Genomic DNA, 18,402 nt, shown 5'->3' on the forward strand with positions numbered 1-18,402 from the left:
ATGATCAAAAAGTGCAAACCTCTGTTGATTTAGCCAAAACTGATGCGCTGAAACAAAAGTTAACATAATCTGAAACACAACATATTAATACTTGCACGCCTTTATAAACGCGAGCAAGTTGTCTGATTACCGGCATATTTGGTTAATAATACTCTCTCATCTAACTGGAGTATTTGTGAGCCCGTTGTTACGCCCACCAATGCATCTTTCATCTGTTTAGGAAACTTCTCTGGGGGTATCTCTCTGCCACCCACAGAAAAACGGGTGACTGTTAATTTAGTGATAGTTTCTAATAATTCTTCTTTTTTTAATTTCCAGGTACCTTGTGCCATCAATTCAAACGACAGTTTTGTGGCCGACTCTTCCCCCGTCATCTCAATCATGACATTAGAGGTGCCGTTACTGACGTACTCCACATCACCAGAAAATTTAAAGTTTTCGTCTTCTCCATGACATTTCCAATGGCCAACCAAAAGTTCTTGCGGGCTTTTTGAGCAAGCCGCTAGGATAAAACTAAAGGTCAATAAAATGCCGATTTTGCGTACTAACATAATCCTTTTCCTTGATAAGTCTGCAGTCAGATTGAATATAATTTATTAGACATTTAATAGTAAAGCTTATTTTTTAAACAGATTCACCTATTTTTTAAATCACTTTTTATAAACCGTTAAAAAGGCTTAAATTGCCGCAAAACTGCCATCTTATCGTCACAAGTCAGTGCCCCAAAATATCCTTTCCTTTTTGAAACAAGGGAAGATAATGAAATTAAAAGTATTGGCTGTGAGTTTGGCCACTATCATACGGCTTAGCGGTTGTGATTTAGAAATCACTGATGTTTCTGATTGGCCGTGATCAATGATGATGACTTTGCCGCTTGGTCAACTGCTGGTGTTTTAGAGCAAAAATATCTAGACGACAGTCAATCGATTATTGATGGGAATACGCTTTATTTTTTAGAAAACTTATCACTTAAAATTGCCAAATAAATGTATGATTTGGTAAAAATAAAGGCTGGATCTCCAGCCTTTATTTATATGGTGTCAACAATTTTTTTTGGTTCGCTGTCCCAGAGATCTTCAACAAAGCGTTATTGGTAAACAATATTTTTCGTTTTAAAATCTGGCTTATTGGCACGTATTTTTGGTGTACCTTTCAGTGTAATATCTTCAATCACAGTAATGGGTTCACCATTAGTGAGATATAACTCAAGTGGCGCACTATCAGTCCATTCGGTATCACTAATATGCAGTTTTTGCACCCCATGAAAATACATAGAAGCACCGGTTCTATGAGTTTTTCCTGTACCCACGTTGATCAGGCGGTTATTTGTCACTGTGACCATAGGACCAAACGTACTCTCATCAAAACCACCTCGGTACACAGTTGCAACCTCTTCTTTGATATCAGCAAAGGTATTTCCCGAAAGCGTTAAATTTTCAACACTATACACACCTAAATCATCGGTTTCTTTGTTCAGTTCTAAAATGGCTCCGGTAATATTGCGCATTTCAGAGTCGACAATTTTTATGCTATCGGCAAAGGTGCCAGCGTGCGCCTTAAAGAAGTAAAAATAACCATTCACATCCAAGTCTGTAACTTTAACGTTGCGCACCGACAATGAATAATTAATATTCATTGAATATCGACTCGTCCTTATCACACTATTGCCTTTATAATCCGGTGATTCTCTACCTTCGAACCAAAGGTTTTCAAGCTCAAGCGCACCACCATTTTCAATCACGATAAAGCTTGGTTTTTCAGAGCGAATAATAGGCTTTTTACCTGCTTGTGCTTTAATGGTAATTGGATGATGGATATTCGCAAAACGGGTTAACAAATATTCACCGCCATTTTCTAATACTAATACATCTCCAGGTTGACTGTGTTTGAGCGCATCAACTAGCGTATCAACACCCGCTTTAACTTTAATTTTTTGCCCACTGGCAAAAGCAATTTGGCTATCTTTTTTCGGATAATAACTAGCACCCGTCTGCGCTTTGCTTACTGGCAGTTTAACCTTGCCAAAGTTTATCTTGTCCAGCAGTGCTTGATCTGGAACCTTTAGTCCATGGCGGTTGGTGTGGACAGAATAAGGGACTTTATTAAAGCCAGATTTAAGCGGGTTGTTAGCATCCTCATTAATAATATTGCCGTTAAAGCTAATGCCCGACATATCATCAAATAAGGTAAACGGGTTTTGGTTATATTTCCCCATAATAATGTTGTTGTGCATTTTCGAGCTGGTTGGCGGCGCAGAACGCTCTTCATCTGCACCTGCCCCCAATTGAATGTAATCACTATCGATCACTACATTATTATTCATCTCCGATTCAATCACAGGGTCATATCGGTTTGGCGGTGAATTTGGCACCCCATTCATGATTACAAGCGCGCCTCGAAATCTGTGCCCTGTCAAACCGTAAAGATAGTTATTATTCACAGTTTGATGTTCGTTAATAATTCTAATCCCACCAGTATTTGGTTTACGGTTCCCCAAAAAATAGTTATTTTCGACCTTAGTATAATGACCATGACGCATTGTTAACGTGCCTTGAGTTTCGTAAAAAACATTGCCATTAAATGTATTTCCGCTCGACTTGTTAGAAATAATTTCATGTTCGCCATTGGTACGATCAAAATAATTATACTGAACCAAAGTGTTTGCATATTCGCGCGAAAAATGGCTTGTCCCTATCCGTAAAGTCTCACCCCCGTTGGCACCTAATACTTGGCGCGGGCCAAAATAATTATATTCAATAACGTGATAATTCTTGCGGCTGGCTTCTGAATTCATTCGTACCGCAAAGGTTACCCCACGGTTACGTTTATTAATAAAAGTATTATGGTCAATACGGTTATGCTTACCATATACTGCGACCCATAAATCCGATAACTGACGTTCAGGGTGACTAAAATTATCAATTACAACATTACTCAACCGTGAATGATTTGCTAAATCATCTAACGAGGTTCTAAACGCAATCACTTCGCCAGTCGGTGTATATCCGTCTTTGAATACCAAACCTTCAACAATAATATATTGGCCGGAAAAGCTTAAATTAGATTGCCCAGAAATAATCACTTTGCCAGCCGTCTCAGCGGTTAATTTAATAGGTTTATCTTGCTGGCCTTGTGCTTTTAATACCAACTCTACGTCACGCCAAACACCATTGGCCATTACGATGGTATCACCCGGCTGGACCTGTTTAACGGCCTGATTAAATTCTTCAATATTTTTTACCAGTTGTGCACTGGTAAATCCCGAAAAACAAAGTAGCAATATAAATGACGCCCACTTTGTTCGGTGTATCGAGAGTAACTTACACATTATAAAGTTCCTTATCTGTAGCAAAATTTAAAGTTGCTCAACGATGGCCATGACGCCATTTACTGAAATTGCCATTGCAAATAGAAGAGCAAATACTAAAATCACATTAAGAGATTTTCCTGCGACCTGCGTTTTCATCAGGGTTTTATTATTAATCACAGATAAAATACCAATGATGACTAAAGGCAATACAAAAACATTAAACACCTGAGATAAAATTTGCCCTTTGATGGGATTAAACCCAAACACAGGTATAGTTAACGCAAGCAAACAAGCGACCCCTGTGATCACCCTAAACTGCACCGATTTAGTATCTAATTTACCCGAGCGATAATCAGCAATTAATAAAGGAGCGATCAATAAACACGGAAATACCGAAGACAAACCCGCAGCCAATGTACCAAAAAAGAACACCGTCAAAGCAGTTTTACCTGCGATAGGCTCGAGCGCATTTACCATATCCAGCACATGAGTAATACGGGTTCCCTCGTGATAGAGCGCGCCGTGTGCGACAGCCATAACAGATGCGCTAATAATAAAAACCAATGCAGCGGCCACAAAAGCATCCCGTTTTTGCTGTTTCTGATGTGCCATGTTCCAGCCTTTACCCTGAATAAATAAAGGCCTGGATAAAAAAGTTGCCGCAGCCATAGTCGTACCAACAAACGCCGCCACCATCATTTTACCCCCCTCAACTTCAGGAATTGATGGCACAAAACCAGTCACAACTTCACTCGGTAACGGATGAACAACAAACAACGAAAAAACAAAAGATAACCCCATGCAGGAAACAAACATAACAAGAATTTTTTCAAACAAGGAGTACTTACCAATTAACATGATCGAGTACATTATGCCGATAACTGTCACCGCAATCGCTAGCACAACCTGGTACTTATATTCTGTAATCGACGGGGCATAAAGGGCTAACATTTCAAAAATTATATTGGAGGATATGCCCAATATCCCCATCAGCGAATTCCATTGGCCAAAAGTCACGCCAACAATAATTAAAAGTGCGATCGGCTTACCAAACTTTAAGTGCTGCTTAAATGCAAAGAGCGCTGTTTTACCCGTCACGATAGCAAAATTACCGTAGGCATATATCAACGCTCCTGAAAATAAACAACTCAAAAACAACACCCATAATAATTGCATACCGTAGGAGCTTCCGGCTACTATCATTGAGGTTACACTACCAGTGCCTATTGTGTAGCCAATCGCAAAAAATGCGGGGCCGAAGCTCATAATTTTTTTCATCATTGACGGCATAATCAAACCTTATTCGAAGTTATTAGGTGTATACAGCGATTACGCCATATACACACCACCATTAATATCCAACGTGGCACCTGTGATAAAACCGTCAAATTCAGAGGCAAAAAAGACAACCGCTCTAGCAACGTCAAAGGGATCCCCCGCTCGCTGCAACGGAATTTCACTGATGGTTTTATTGGCCGACTCGTCAGTTGTATGTGTTGCATGGAAACGCGTACCCAAAATTAACCCTGGAGTGACCGAATTAACGCGGATTTGATGCTCAGCCAATTCAGTTGCCAGTGAACGGCTAAAAGTTAAAACTGCACCTTTAGAGGTCGAATATGCCAGTGAGCCAGCGTGACCACCTTTGCGACCAGCTAAAGAAGATAAATTGACAATAGATGCACCACTATCCGCCTGTTTTAATAATGGCAGCAATGATCGGGTAACCATCATCATTGACGTTAAATTAACCGACATTACTTTTTCCCAAAATGCGTTGGTAACCGATTCCAACGAATGCCTCTCAACCAAATCTCCAGTGTTATTTACCAATACATCCAGTTGACCAAAATGGTCCCGTACTTGCTCGGCAAATTGTTTAACTGAAGACTCATCAGTTAAATCAGCTTGGAGTGGAATAATTTTACCAACGCCTTTTTCTGCAATATCTGCTTGCAAAGACTCAACAGCCGCTTTTGAACTGTAATAATGCACAATAACGTTGGCACCCTGCTCAGCCAACGCAAACGAAATCGCGCCACCAATTCCACTTGCCCCGCCTGTCACTAAAACATTTTTTCCTGCTAATTTACTCATCACATTAGACCTAAAATCAATTATTTACCAAAAAATCAAACATCAATTTAGATTAGTTAAATACGCGTTCAGGGTCGAATACCATCCGCTAAAAAACAACTAAACCGATTTATTTTTATTAAATCTATCACGCAAAATTTACTTGTCAAGGTCAAAAACCAACCAAAAAAGATAAATAAAAAACCAAATATTTACATTTATCGATTTATTTAAACCATAAAAAAGACTAAACAATTATCTCCGGATCATTTTTAAATCATCTAAACGGATTGGGATAAACTTTTTTATTTACATAATTAAAAATAAAAACCAAATGATATGAGCGCACAAGCCGTATAAAATTAATCTTTAAATATCATTAACTTAAACGATAATTTAAAATAATTTCAAAAAAAATACCGTTTATAACTTGATCTAATACAGGTTTTATGTGAATTTAATGTTAAGCATCTTACACAAGTGGGATGCATTCAAACTAAGATAAATCGGTTTATTTAATATATTTTTTTATTTTTCAACTAAACCGGTTTATTCAGATACAAAAGAACACACTCAGGCGGGCACAGCATTGCAGTAACAAGAGCTCACGGGTGTTTGCAAGCTCAGTAACCGGAGATCGAAACAATGAACAACAACTTATCCAAATTAACTATGGCTATCCTCTCTGCTACTTTGGTCGGACTGCCATTCACCACTCAGGCTCAAGAAACCCCATCAGAAGACTTAGAAGTTATCCAAGTTAAAGGTATGGCGGGCAGTATGGCTGAGTCGGCCAGGCAAAAACGGTTTAATACACGCATTGTTGATGCCGTTGTTGCTGAAGACATTGGTAAATTACCAGACAATAATATCGCAGAGGCACTTCAGCGTATTACCGGGGTCTCCATAAGCACGAATTTTGGTGTCGGAGAATCAGTCACTATACGAGGCATTTCACAGAACAGAGTCGAGCTAAACGGTCGCTCGACTTCAGGTAGTGGTCGCGGTGGTATCAGTTTAGAAGACTTTCCGTCGAGCTTCTTAAAAACAGTTGAAGTCATTAAATCGCCCACCCCGGAAATGATTGAAGGTGCGTTAGGCGGTACGATTAACATGAAAACGGTTCGTCCGCTTGAGCTAAACGAACCAACTATCGCTTTTACCCTTGATGGGGAATACGCGGATAAAACTGAAAATTGGGCGCCTCGATTTAATGTCTCAGCAGGCTCAAATTGGGATTTGGGGGATGCTGGTAGTTTTGGTGCATCAGCTGTTTTAGCATACCAAGACCGAGAACTGCGCCGCGACGAATTTTTTAACTTGATCACGCCAACGGAGCTCGATTTTGATGGTGATGGTAACAGTGAGCAAGCGAATACAGCGAGTGGTAACTTTTTAGTCCGCAGCCAAAATACGGTTGAACAAAAAACGGAACAGCGCGAGCGAACTGCTTACGGTATTTCACTGCAATGGGCCCCAAAAAACGCCGAAGGATTTATCTATCTAGATATCAACACCACTGAGCTAGATGGTGGCCAAGAAGCCTACTCAGTGTTAAATGATAGTAAAGATTACTCCGATTTGGTGTTAGCGGACGCCTACGGTGATAGTGAGGGACAGTTACACAATTTTGGCTCTGGCAGTGTGTTTGTACAACCAAAAACCTGGGCTGATTTTACCACCAATGATTCTACGTCAAATGCTTTAGGTGGTGAGTTTTTACTCAATGATAGCGTTAAGTTATCGGGTGAAATTGCCTATACTAAATCAGATGCATTACAGACAAAATCTGAGTTTAACTTACGCCCAATATCCCGAGATCAGTACGAAGCGGATGGCACTATTACCGAGCACCTATTTACTATCACTATGACTCAGGAAGGTGATAAAATCCCTGGTTTAGCATTTTCTGACCCAGATGCTTTATTAGATCCAAACAATCTAGCGATCCGCCAATTTACCCACCAAACTTACCAGACAGATAACGAAGAAACAGCGATTCGTTTAGACGTAGAATATAGCGAACCATTTGGTATTAACTTTATTCGTAACTTTAAAGCAGGTGTTCGAACCACAGATCGAGATTACGAATTAGACCGCTATGACTTGCGTAATAACGGCAGTGAGCTTAAAAACTTGCAAACCAGTGTGTCTTACGATGGTGTGGTACGTCCAACATGGGCTGACGAATTTAATGATACCTATGGTGGTTTTAAGGAAATCAACCACGCTAATTCGTTCGACCAGACAGGCATTTCTGGCAGTAACGCATTAACGCATTATTGGGTTTACGATGGTGCCCTGTTAGCTTACGACATCAATGGTACCTACGAAAAAGTTAAACAAATGCTGGCTGGAAGCAGCCATGAACTAACGGGCAGTTTAGCCGACAACATGGTGCGTAATACCGGCTCGTATGCCAAAATCAATGAAGAAACTAGAGCCATTTATGGACAGTTTGAACTAGACTTTGACGAACTTACCGCTGTCGTTGGTGCAAGGTACGTCACCACAGATCTTGTTTCTAGCACATACGATCAAACCGGCGAGCATGACTACTCTGATTTATTGCCCAGTTTAAACGTGACTTATAATTTATCACAAGAAACCCTGTTACGATTTGCCGCAGCCAAAGTAATGCGTCGGGGTGATTTTAGTGAACTAAGCCCAGCATTAAACGTTGATAACTCCTTAGTGACTGGGTCTCAAGGCTCATACAAACTCGACCCTTACCGTATTACCCAATATGATTTTTCAGCAGAACACTATTTTGGCAATGGTGGTATGGCGTCGGCAGCGATTTTTTACAAAGACGTACAATCCTTTACCGTCAGTAGCAGCTCTTGTATCGCACATCCAAATACAGTGGCCGATCAAAACGTTACCGAGTATGTAAATGTTTGTCTACTGGACAATGCTGGCGTCAGCCAAGATGATGTGAGATATGCAACCGGTAACCAAGACTTGGCCTACGTAGAAGCTCAGCGAGACGCTGGCCTGACAGGTATTGTTATTGATACCGATGTAAATGGCGGTAGTGGTGAAGTCGTTGGTTTAGAACTTGCCTACCAGCAGCAACTTGACTTTATTCCAGGGCTTGGTTTTGCGACCAACTACACCTACGCAGATAGCGAGCAACCAGATGGTAACCCTCTGTTAGATATTTCTAACCATACCTTTAACGGACAAGTTTATTGGGAGCATGAGGGGTTTCAAGTCAGGGTCGCTTATAATTGGCGCGACAAATATTTAGACACGCAAGACGAAAAACGTGTGCGTCCTGTCGGTGCACTGGCAACGGGTATTTACAATCGCACTAATCCAGATGAGGACTATTTTGATCCAACCCTTGGGAATAACTACCGTGATTCTCGCGGCCAGTTTGATGTATCAGCCAGTTATGACGTCGATGAACATTTTACCTTAATTGCCAACGCAGTAAACTTAACTGGCGAGCCAATTCGTCAGGTCACTGAGCTAAATAGCATCTGGCTTTACAGTGAATCAGATCGCCGCATTACATTAGGCGTTCGAGCCAAGTTTTAACCTGTTTTAGCAGAAACCAGACGTTAAATTAGTTTCTTGTCCCCGTTACTAGTTAGGTTTCTGCTCTTTTATTCTGCTTGACCCTATTTTGATTTGGGTCGATTAAACAACCAAAATAATGGAGCTATAATATGATTCGTGCTAAACAAAGCGCTTTAGTGTGTTTGACGAGTGCTTGTGGGCTCATATTAAGCGCCTGTGGTGATTCACAACCAAAATCACCACAGGTAAACAATGAGCCAGATTCAGTACTTACTCCCGGCCAAGTGTTTGATCTGAGTAAATGGAATTTAACGATACCGTTAGATCTCGATAATAGCGGCAATGCCGATACGATTAGCTCAGCTGATTTAGCTAACTACCAAATTGCTGATTTTTTTTATCTTGATAAAAACCAACATATGGTTTTTGCTGCGCCCAATAAAGCGATAACCACGCCAAACTCTACCAATACAAGAAGTGAACTAAGACAAGTATTTGATGAAGACACCGACGATAAAGTTGGCACACGTAATCCAAAAAGTTATTTTGCCTTAGCATCCAACCCAGAGGCCGAAAAATTTGCATCGATTGGCGCACGTATGCAAGCAACATTAAAAGTTAATCATGTTTCGGTTAACGCCAAGTATGGTGACAAACCACCCGCTTATTCGGTTGTTGTCGGACAAATTCATGCCGGAAAGTTAGACGAACTGCGGGATCTGGAATCTGGTTTTGGATGGGGCAATGAACCATTAAAAATCTATTATAAAAAATACCCACATCATGCCACTGGTTCAGTATTTTGGAATTACGAACGCAATTTAACCAAAGATGATCCAAACCGGATAGACATCGCATATCCAGTATGGGGAGATGGCTGGAACAGTGATGCTGATCCCGGCAAAACGGGTATCGCTCTAGGTGAAACATTTAGTTACACAGTGAATGTCTCTGGAGATATAATGTACTTAGAGTTTTCTTCTGCTAATCATGCAACGGTGAAACACCAGATAAACTTAGCCAATAATCTAGATGCAAATGGCCAAATTGATGAGTATGATCAAAAAGATGGTTACCGAAAGGACTGGCTATTTTTTAAAGCCGGTGCGTATAATCAATGTAGTTCCAAAGATGCCCCATCATTTCGCTACCCAGCTTGTCCGGGTACTGGCGATTGGCAAACAGATAAAGCAGATGGCAATTATACAAGCGTAACCTTCTCGCGTTTAGAATTAACTGCGCCCGTCGCTATGAATAAATAAACCGCCAGAACCAAAAAACCAACTTCAGGCATCTTAATTGATGCCTGCAAGCAAGGTGATGATGTAAATGACTAAAAAAGTACGACTTATTGATGTAGCAACAAAAGCAGGTGTTTCTAAAAGCACAGCCTCTCAATTTTTAAATGGGCGCTTTGACTTTATGTCATTAGAAACCCGTTTAAGAATACAAAAAACCATTCAAGAACTAAATTATGTTCCGAACAACTTTGCACGCAGCTTAAAAACGAATAAGACCCGCATTTTGGGGGTGATCGTACGGGATATCTCTAGCAATTATACCGGTCAAGCGATCCGCGGAATGGATGATTATTGTAAAAATCATGGTTATGATTTAATCATTTACAATACCGACTTTGACCCAAAAACTGAAGAAAGTGCGATTAAAGCCCTTTGCCGGCTCAATGTAGACGGTATTATTATCGCCTCTTGCGGTAGCAACGCCCAATTTATCGAAGAAACCTCACGCAACACAGTACCTGTGATCCAATTTCAATTAGAGCACGAAGATTGTGATACCAGTGTCGTTGTAGCTGATTACAAAAGAGCATCTTTTAACGCCACCAAATACTTAATTGAGCTGGGTCATAAAGATATTTGTTTTGTTACTCAACCATTTGAAACCGTTAACTCTCGCCGAGAAAAATACCTTGGTTTTGTTGACGCCCACAAAAAATTATCGGTTCCGATGAGAGAAGATTTAATAATTTATTGGGATCGTAAAAGTGGCTTGCAGACAAACCCACTCGATTTACTGGATACTGAGCAACCAGCTACGGCATTTTTCACCCAGCAAACCGCTATTACCATGGATATATTAAAGTTGTTTAATAAAGCAAATGTTCAACTGCCAGAACATGCCTCTTTATTAGGTTTTGAAGATATTCCTAATGCTGAGTTTTTTACCGTCCCCATCAGCGTAATTAAGCAACAACCCTATGAAATCGGCGAGCAGGCAGCCCGGTTATTAATTACCAAACTTGACCATCCTAAATCCTTTAATACACGTATTCAGATCCCCTGTGAGTTAGTCCTTAGAGATTCATGTGGTCGCCCTAAAATAAAACTTTAGGGCTCAAGTTTGTTATTTTATCTGCTCTAAAACCGTCTGCATGGTTTGCATTACTTCGCGGGTAAATGCATGCGTCACTAAACTACTTTGTATTTTGCCTTCTCTGATGCAGCGTTCGGCTTCTTCAATCTCATATTCAAACCCATTAATGGCAAAGGGGCACTGAACCTCAAGACTATGGTTTGGTGTGACTAAACGAACTTGTTGCGATTCCCAAAAACCGCCTTGAATCTCGATATGGCCGTTTTCACCAAACAGGTAAAGCACATTATCCGTGCTCAATTGGATGGTACAGGTATATTGTGCGATACGGCCCCCGCTAAAGCCTAAATTGGCACACACCATTTCTTCAACACCAGTTTCGCCAATATGCCCCATCGCCTGTATGCTATGCGGCGCTTCACCCATAAACCAGTGGGCAGTTGCTACATTATAAACGCCCATATCCAATTGAGTACCACCTGCTAGTTCTGGCCGATATAATCTATGTTCGGGTTTATTAGGTGCGGTAAAACCAAAGGTTGAGCGGATCAACTTAATCTCACCAATAATGCCCTCATCTAACCACAACTTTACTTGCTGATAAGCCGGTAAAAATACCGACCATAAAGCTTCCATTAAAAAAAGGCCTTTTTCAGTCGCCAGTTGTTGCATCTGCTCAACTTCCGCTAAATTGACCCCGAGTGGTTTTTCGCATAAAACGTGCTTCCCGGCATTCAAACTCGCTAAAACCTGATGAACATGAAAATTATGTGTTGTCGCTATGTATATAGCATCCACATCTGGGTGTTGATAAACTTGTTGATAGTCATCATAAAAATCTTCAGCACCGTATAGGCGGGCAAAGTTTTCGGCTTTTACCATACTGCGACTCGCCACTGCAACAATACGACCAAGTTCTTGTCCTTGTAGAGCTTGTGCAAATCTGTGTGCAATGACACCTGGGCCAATGACTGCCCAGCGGATATCTGACATAGAGACTCCCTATAGCTTTTATGGGTACTTTTTAAAACGCTGACGGTTCAATAATAAGACGAATATCAATAAAATGAAACTCATGGCGGTTACTATCCGGTCGCCATAGGCTCGATAGAATGTGGCTCTGTGTTTTATTTGAAGTTGATAGCGCAAAACTGTTTCGATAAATTGCTCTGCTTTTTTAACAACGTTTCCCTGCTCATCAATCACAGCAGTGATACCCGTATTAGTACTTCGAATAACTGGGATGCCTAACTCAAGCGCGCGCATTCGGGCAATCTCTAAATGCTGATGAGGCCCTTTGGAGCGCCCAAACCAAGCATCATTGCTCAAGGTTAAAATAAAATCTGTTTGCTCTGTTAAATTGTCTCTAACCTGGCGACTAAAGAGTATTTCATAACATAAAGCAGGCGTCATAAAATAACCATTCGCCAACAATGGTGGCTGTTTATAATCCCCGCGGTCAAACGACGAAAAAGGCAAATCAAAAATCGGCGCCAAATTTCGTAACAGATCCTCAAACGGCACAAATTCACCAATCGGCAGCAAATGGTGTTTATTGAACCGATTGGCATGCCCATGGCTATACTGACCGCCCGTTTGCTCCGGTGAAACTTGCCCAAGTACAATAATGCTGTTAAAAAATTCACCGCTCAACGGACGGTAATCTATGATCCCTGTGACCAATGCCGTGTTGTTGTAGGCAGCGGCTTGATCAATATTAATTAAATAGTCTTGGGCATTGGGCTCAATAGAAGGCACAGCAGCTTCGGGCCAAATAACAATGTCAGATTCATTATAATAAGGTCGGCTCATATCCTGATATTTAAGCATGGTCGGCCATAGGTATTCAGGTTGCCAACGATTTTCCTGCGCAACATTGCCTTGCACTAAAGTCAAATTAACGGGCGCTTTATCAATCGACTGTGTTTGGGGTGGTGGCAATAAAAAGACAGGTAGTGCTATCATCAATAGTCCTGCCAATATTTGCCAGCGCGCTTTGCTGATCCCCGCGGCAATTGCACAACTGGCTAAAACCATTAAAAAAGTCACCCCAGTTTCGCCGAAGTAGACAAATAAATTTGCAAATGGACTGTCAATCTGACTGTAGCCCGGTGATAGCCAACTAAACCCAGTTAACACATGGCTCCGCAAATACTCTGCGCCTGCCCAAAATGGCGCAATTAAATAAATACTATGATTAAGGTATCGGCTGGCTTTTTTGGCAAGCCAAACGGGTAAAACAAAATATATCGACAAATAAGCTGCCAATATCCCTATCATAACGACAGAGCCAATTAACGGAACACCGCCGTGTTCAGATAAGCTGACATGAATCCAAGACAACCCAATGCCAAACCAGCCAAGAGAAAACGAGAATAGATAAGCGGCTGCTGTTTTAGCTGGCTGCTGCCAAGCAAAATAAATAATCAGCGGCAGTGCAAACCAAACCAGCGCGTAATAAGAAAACGGTGCGAATGCCAAAGTTGCTGTACCACCAGCTGCAAATAACCCAGATGGTACTGCTAAGGCATAACCTGATTTCAACTGATATCGTCCTTGTCGTCTTGTTGGTTTTTAGGCAAAGTGACCTGTAATTGGATAAGTCGGCGTCCATCACAACTGGCGACTTTAAATGAAAAGCCGTCGATTTCAATTGATTCGCCTTTATTCGGAACATGACCAAATGCTTGGATCACCATACCGCCAACGGTATCTATATCTTGTGATTGCCATTTGGTTTTAAAATAATCGTTAAACTCTTCAATTTCGGTCAACGCATTTACGCTATACACATACCGGGTGATTTTACGGATATCTTCAGGCTCAACGGCATCATGTTCGTCTTCAATTTCACCAACGATAAGTTCTAGAATATCTTCGATGGTAACTAAACCAGAAACACTGCCAAATTCATCAATGACAATTGCCATATGATATCTTTCTTTGCGAAAGTCTTTTAACAAAATATCTAGGCGTTTACTTTCGGGCACAACAACCGCTGGTCTTAACAACTCTTCAAAGCTGAAATTTTCAAACCCGTTGTGATAAACAAATGCCAATAAGTCCTTAGCAAGTAAGATCCCTTCTACATGATCTTTATCATCACAGATCACCGGAAAACGGCTATGTGCGGATTCGATCATTATGGGTAAAAATTCTTCAACTAATTGTGACTTTTCGATCGTCACCATATGCGATCTTGGGATCATTACATCACGTACGCGCATTTCGGCAATATCCATTACCCCCTCGATCATGTCTTTAGTGTCTATATCGATCAAGGCGCGTTCAGCGGCTTCTTCAAATACTTCCTGTAAATCTTCTCTGCTTTTCGGCTCCCCGGCAAACATCTGGCCAATTCGATCAAGCCATGATTTATTTTGAGAGCCGTTTGTAGAGTGAGGGTTGTCTTCGCTCATTGCGTTAAAATCTCTTTGCTTTGGGATAGATAGTTTTAATCAATATGGTAGGGGTCGTCAAACCCTAATTGTGTTAAAATTTTAATTTCGAGGTTTTCCATTACCTGCGCGTCTTCTGCTTCAATATGATCATAACCCAGCAAATGTAAACATCCGTGCACGACCATGTGTGCCCAATGAGCTTTTGCCGTTTTATTTTGTGCAGCCGCTTCTGTAAAAACAACCTCTGCACAGATCACAAGATCACCGACAAACGGCAACTTAATAGTTAAACCGGGTGGGGACTGGAACGGAAACGACAATACATTGGTCGCTTTGTTTTTACCTCGGTAGGCATGATTGAGTTGCTGGCTTTCGTTTGCATCTACAATGCGAATGCTTAACTCACTGTGGCCCTGTTCGGCCAGCGCTCGGCTGGCCCATAACCTAAATTCTTCTTCGCTGGGTAATTGATCAGTTTGAGTTGCAATTTGCAAGTCTAAGTCGACCCCAGCGGGAGGTTGCTCTGGCATGATTAGAGTTCTTTCGTTTTTTGTTGTTCAGCACGCTGCTGAGTTTCATCCCAACGCTCATAAGCATCAACCACTCGTTGCACAACCGGATGACGGACCACATCGTGAGAGCGGAAAAAGTTAAAACTAATGTCTTCAACATCTTTTAAAACTTCCACCGCGTGACGCAAACCAGATTTTTGCCCTTTCGGCAAATCAATTTGAGTAATATCCCCAGTGATCACAGCTTTAGAGTTAAAACCTATACGTGTTAAAAACATTTTCATCTGCTCTATAGTGGTATTTTGGCTTTCATCCAAAATCACAAACGCATCATTTAGAGTGCGTCCACGCATGTAGGCTAATGGCGCTATTTCAATTACGCTACGCTCAATTAAACGCTCTACCTTTTCGAATCCTAACATCTCAAACAAAGCGTCGTACAGCGGGCGTAAATAAGGATCAACCTTTTGGCTTAAATCCCCTGGTAAAAAGCCCAGCTTTTCTCCTGCTTCAACCGCCGGTCGTGTTAACAAGATGCGGCGTACCTCTTGACGTTCAAGTGCATCTACGGCACATGCGACCGCTAAATAGGTTTTACCTGTACCTGCTGGCCCAACACCAAAACAAATGTCGTTGGTTAATACGTTATGCACATATTTACTTTGGTTTGGATTACGCGGTTTGATCACACCGCGTTTGGTTTTTATAAAAGCTTCTTTGCCTAAGTCTTCGTTATCCGCGGTTTGGTCCAATACTTTTAGCTCTTGGATAGCCAAATGCACCTGTTCCGAATCCAGTTCACTGGCTTTGCCTTTAACTATTTGTGTTTCCACATAAAGTTTTTTCAAAAGCTCAGCAACCGGTAAAATAACCGTTTGTTTTCCAGTAATTTTAAACTCGTTGTCCCGGTAACTGATCTCAACCCCTAAACGGCGTTCAATCTGCTTCAGGTTGTCATCAAATGGACCACACAGATTTGCTAATCGAAAGCGGTCTGCCGGTTCGAGAAATATTTCTATCGACTCGGTTTGGTTACTCAAAAAAACCTTCCTTATATTTGTTACTGGGGAACAAATACCCCAACACCACTCTCATCAGGTTGATTTTCCTGACGGCGCGATAAAATTTCACTTGGTGCAGTCGCCACACGCAGATCCATCTCTGATTCTACCCGTAACAACTCACCCCGTAGCGAGTTTGCCATGACATCAATAATTTTAACATCAACAAATTGGCCAATTACAGTATGAGGCCCTTCAAAATTAACAACTCTGTTGTTTTCAGTACGGCCGCAAAGCTCCATTGGATTTTTCTTTGACGGCCCTTCAACTAAAATTCTTTGTTCCGTATGCAACATATTTCGCGCTATCTGCATACTTTGCTGATTGATTCTTTGCTGCAACAAATGCAAGCGCTGCTTTTTTTCAGCTTCCGGCACATCATCTGGAATATCAGCTGCTGGCGTGCCTGGCCTCGCACTATAAATAAAACTGAAACTCATATCAAAACCGACTTGGGCGATTAAGTCCATGGTCGCTTCAAAGTCTTCGTTGCTTTCACCCGGAAAACCAATAATAAAATCTGACGACATGCTTAAATTAGGTCGCACTTTTTTAAGTTTTCTAATTTTAGATTTATACTCAATCGCAGTATGGCCACGCTTCATTTGTGTCAGAATTCGATCTGATCCTGACTGAACCGGCAAGTGCAAGTGATCAACCAACTCAGGCGTGTCTCGATATGCTTCAATAATATCATCAGTAAACTCAACTGGGTGTGAGGTGGTATAACGAATCCGGTCAATACCATCAATGGCTGCGACTAATTTAAGCAATTCAGAAAAATGACACACACCACCATCAAATGTTTCGCCACGATAAGCGTTGACATTTTGCCCAAGCAAGTTAACTTCCCGTACGCCCTGCTCAGCCAATTGTGCAATTTCGTACAACACATCATCTAATGGGCGAGATACCTCTTCACCCCGCGTATATGGCACCACACAAAAAGTACAGTACTTAGAACAGCCTTCCATGATCGAAACAAATGCAGTTGGACCTTCAGCACGAGGTTCAGGCAAACGATCAAACTTTTCTATTTCGGGAAAGCTAACATCCACAACAGAAGACTCACCTTTTTGCACCTGATTAATCATTTCAGGCAAGCGGTGCAAAGTTTGGGGACCAAAAACAATATCCACAAAAGGCGCACGCTGACGAATTGCTTTACCTTCTTGAGAAGCTACACAGCCGCCCACACCAATAACCAACTCGGGTTTATGCTGTTTAAGTTCTTTCCAGCGCCCCAATTGGTGAAATACTTTTTCTTGGGCTTTTTCACGAATAGAACAAGTGTTTAACAGGATCACATCAGCATCTTCGGCTTCGTCAGCCAGTGAAAAACCATGAGTTGAATCCAGCAGATCCGCCATCTTTTGCGAATCGTACTCATTCATCTGACAACCCCAAGTTTTGATATAAAGCTTTTTACCCATGTTTTTAACGCCCAAAATTTAACCAAATGGAAAAAATGACCGCGTATTGTACTGATTTTAGCCGCGCTTCACCATAGCAAAAGCCAGATAAATTCTAAATTCCACATATCTGTAAAAAGAGATACAATAACTCTTTGTTTAGTAGCTAGATTAGAGGTGTCCAATATGAGTCGGCAAAAATTTGAAACCGAAAGTGTGATTAAAGCGGCTGCAGATATTTTTTGGCAGAATGGTTTTAATGGGACATCTATGCAACAGCTGGTCACAGCCACAGGCTTAAAACCAGGCAGCATTTATTTGGCATTTGGCAACAAAGAAGGGTTATTTAACGCCACTGTCGAAAATTATGCGCAGGCTTCGCTGGATATGATCAAACAAACCTTTGCAGAGCACGAACAAAGCAATGCTGCTGTGGTCTCATTTTTTGAAAAAGTTATTCAAGAATCACAACAAACAGCGTACAAATGCTGTTATCTATTAAATTCAACACTTGAGCTATCGCATCAAAATCCAGCGTTGCATACAAAGGTTGCAGCCCATTTGCAGCGTATCGAAGCACTATTTACCCGTTTATTAGAAAAAGATAATGCGCCAGCAGAAGCACACGGTAAAGCAAAAGCCATCATGATGGCTTTATTAGGGTTACGCGCATACAGTTACCTGTCGCCATCACCAGCTGAGCTTCGCCAGACACTCAAACAGCTATTACCCTGGTTAGTTTGGCCACAGCATTAAAAATGTAAGTGG

Annotated in this window: 15 protein-coding genes; 5 read left to right on the forward strand and 10 right to left on the reverse strand. The window is 41.3% G+C overall.

Going from position 1 to position 18,402, the window contains the following annotated elements:
- Positions 1-101: 101 nt before the first annotated feature.
- Positions 102-551: a hypothetical protein gene (locus C727_RS0113320; protein ID WP_017446144.1), complete on the reverse strand. Its 450-nt coding sequence runs from the start codon at positions 549-551 to the stop codon at positions 102-104.
- Positions 552-842: 291 nt separating this feature from the next.
- Here C727_RS0113320 and C727_RS19585 point away from each other — a divergent pair, with 291 nt between their 5' ends.
- A complete protein-coding gene (locus tag C727_RS19585) occupies positions 843-986 on the forward strand; it encodes a hypothetical protein (RefSeq protein WP_162131402.1) in 144 nt (47 codons plus the stop codon).
- Between the two features lie 101 nt (positions 987-1,087).
- Here the strand turns inward: C727_RS19585 and C727_RS0113335 are convergent, their stop codons facing one another.
- Genes C727_RS0113335 through C727_RS0113345 form a run of 3 tightly spaced genes read right to left on the reverse strand, consistent with a single transcriptional unit; the run spans position 1,088 to position 5,407 of the window.
- On the reverse strand, positions 1,088-3,328 hold the full coding sequence (locus tag C727_RS0113335) for a polysaccharide lyase 6 family protein (RefSeq protein ID WP_017446147.1): 2,241 nt from the start codon (positions 3,326-3,328) through the stop codon (positions 1,088-1,090).
- A gap of 27 nt (positions 3,329-3,355) precedes the next feature.
- Positions 3,356-4,600 carry an NRAMP family divalent metal transporter gene (locus C727_RS0113340; protein ID WP_017446148.1) on the reverse strand — a complete coding sequence of 415 codons (1,245 nt, stop codon included), beginning with the start codon at positions 4,598-4,600 and terminating at the stop codon, positions 3,356-3,358.
- 39 nt (positions 4,601-4,639) lie between these two features.
- Positions 4,640-5,407: an SDR family NAD(P)-dependent oxidoreductase gene (locus tag C727_RS0113345; RefSeq protein ID WP_017446149.1), complete on the reverse strand. Its 768-nt coding sequence runs from the start codon at positions 5,405-5,407 to the stop codon at positions 4,640-4,642.
- Between the two features lie 624 nt (positions 5,408-6,031).
- On the opposite strand from C727_RS0113345, the gene C727_RS0113350 reads away from it, so the two are divergent.
- The 3 genes from C727_RS0113350 (at position 6,032) to C727_RS0113360 (ending at position 11,266) form a co-directional block, all read left to right on the forward strand.
- Positions 6,032-8,932: a TonB-dependent receptor gene (locus C727_RS0113350; RefSeq protein ID WP_017446150.1), complete on the forward strand. Its 2,901-nt coding sequence runs from the start codon at positions 6,032-6,034 to the stop codon at positions 8,930-8,932.
- A 131-nt stretch (positions 8,933-9,063) separates the two neighbouring features.
- Complete coding sequence (locus C727_RS0113355; RefSeq protein WP_017446151.1) at positions 9,064-10,176, forward strand: polysaccharide lyase family 7 protein; 1,113 nt, start codon at positions 9,064-9,066, stop codon at positions 10,174-10,176.
- A gap of 67 nt (positions 10,177-10,243) precedes the next feature.
- Positions 10,244-11,266, forward strand: coding sequence for a LacI family DNA-binding transcriptional regulator (locus C727_RS0113360; protein ID WP_017446152.1), 1,023 nt, complete (start codon positions 10,244-10,246; stop codon positions 11,264-11,266).
- Positions 11,267-11,278: 12 nt separating this feature from the next.
- On the opposite strand, the gene C727_RS0113365 is transcribed toward C727_RS0113360, so the two are convergent.
- The 6 genes from C727_RS0113365 to miaB are packed head-to-tail and all read right to left on the reverse strand — an operon-like array spanning position 11,279 to position 17,655.
- Complete coding sequence (locus C727_RS0113365; protein ID WP_017446153.1) at positions 11,279-12,241, reverse strand: Gfo/Idh/MocA family protein; 963 nt, start codon at positions 12,239-12,241, stop codon at positions 11,279-11,281.
- Positions 12,242-12,259: 18 nt separating this feature from the next.
- Positions 12,260-13,792 (reverse strand): apolipoprotein N-acyltransferase, encoded by a 1,533-nt coding sequence (gene lnt, locus C727_RS0113370; protein WP_017446154.1) that lies wholly within the window; start codon positions 13,790-13,792, stop codon positions 12,260-12,262.
- Positions 13,789-14,667 (reverse strand): CNNM family magnesium/cobalt transport protein CorC, encoded by an 879-nt coding sequence (corC, locus tag C727_RS0113375; RefSeq protein ID WP_017446155.1) that lies wholly within the window; start codon positions 14,665-14,667, stop codon positions 13,789-13,791. Before corC ends, lnt begins: the two co-directional genes overlap by 4 nt.
- A gap of 35 nt (positions 14,668-14,702) precedes the next feature.
- The gene (gene ybeY / locus C727_RS0113380; RefSeq protein ID WP_017446156.1) at positions 14,703-15,179 is read right to left on the reverse strand and encodes an rRNA maturation RNase YbeY; all 477 of its coding nucleotides are present in this window, start codon (positions 15,177-15,179) and stop codon (positions 14,703-14,705) included.
- Positions 15,180-15,181: 2 nt separating this feature from the next.
- The gene (locus tag C727_RS0113385) at positions 15,182-16,201 is read right to left on the reverse strand and encodes a PhoH family protein (RefSeq protein WP_017446157.1); all 1,020 of its coding nucleotides are present in this window, start codon (positions 16,199-16,201) and stop codon (positions 15,182-15,184) included.
- A gap of 20 nt (positions 16,202-16,221) precedes the next feature.
- Positions 16,222-17,655 (reverse strand): tRNA (N6-isopentenyl adenosine(37)-C2)-methylthiotransferase MiaB, encoded by a 1,434-nt coding sequence (miaB, locus tag C727_RS0113390; protein WP_026052719.1) that lies wholly within the window; start codon positions 17,653-17,655, stop codon positions 16,222-16,224.
- 165 nt (positions 17,656-17,820) lie between these two features.
- Here miaB and C727_RS19120 point away from each other — a divergent pair, with 165 nt between their 5' ends.
- Complete coding sequence (locus C727_RS19120) at positions 17,821-18,390, forward strand: TetR/AcrR family transcriptional regulator (protein ID WP_017446159.1); 570 nt, start codon at positions 17,821-17,823, stop codon at positions 18,388-18,390.
- The last annotated feature ends 12 nt before the right edge of the window (positions 18,391-18,402 follow it).

Origin of the sequence: Gayadomonas joobiniege G7 (assembly GCF_000300815.1) — a bacterium.
Lineage (GTDB): Bacteria > Pseudomonadota > Gammaproteobacteria > Enterobacterales > Alteromonadaceae > Catenovulum > Catenovulum joobiniege.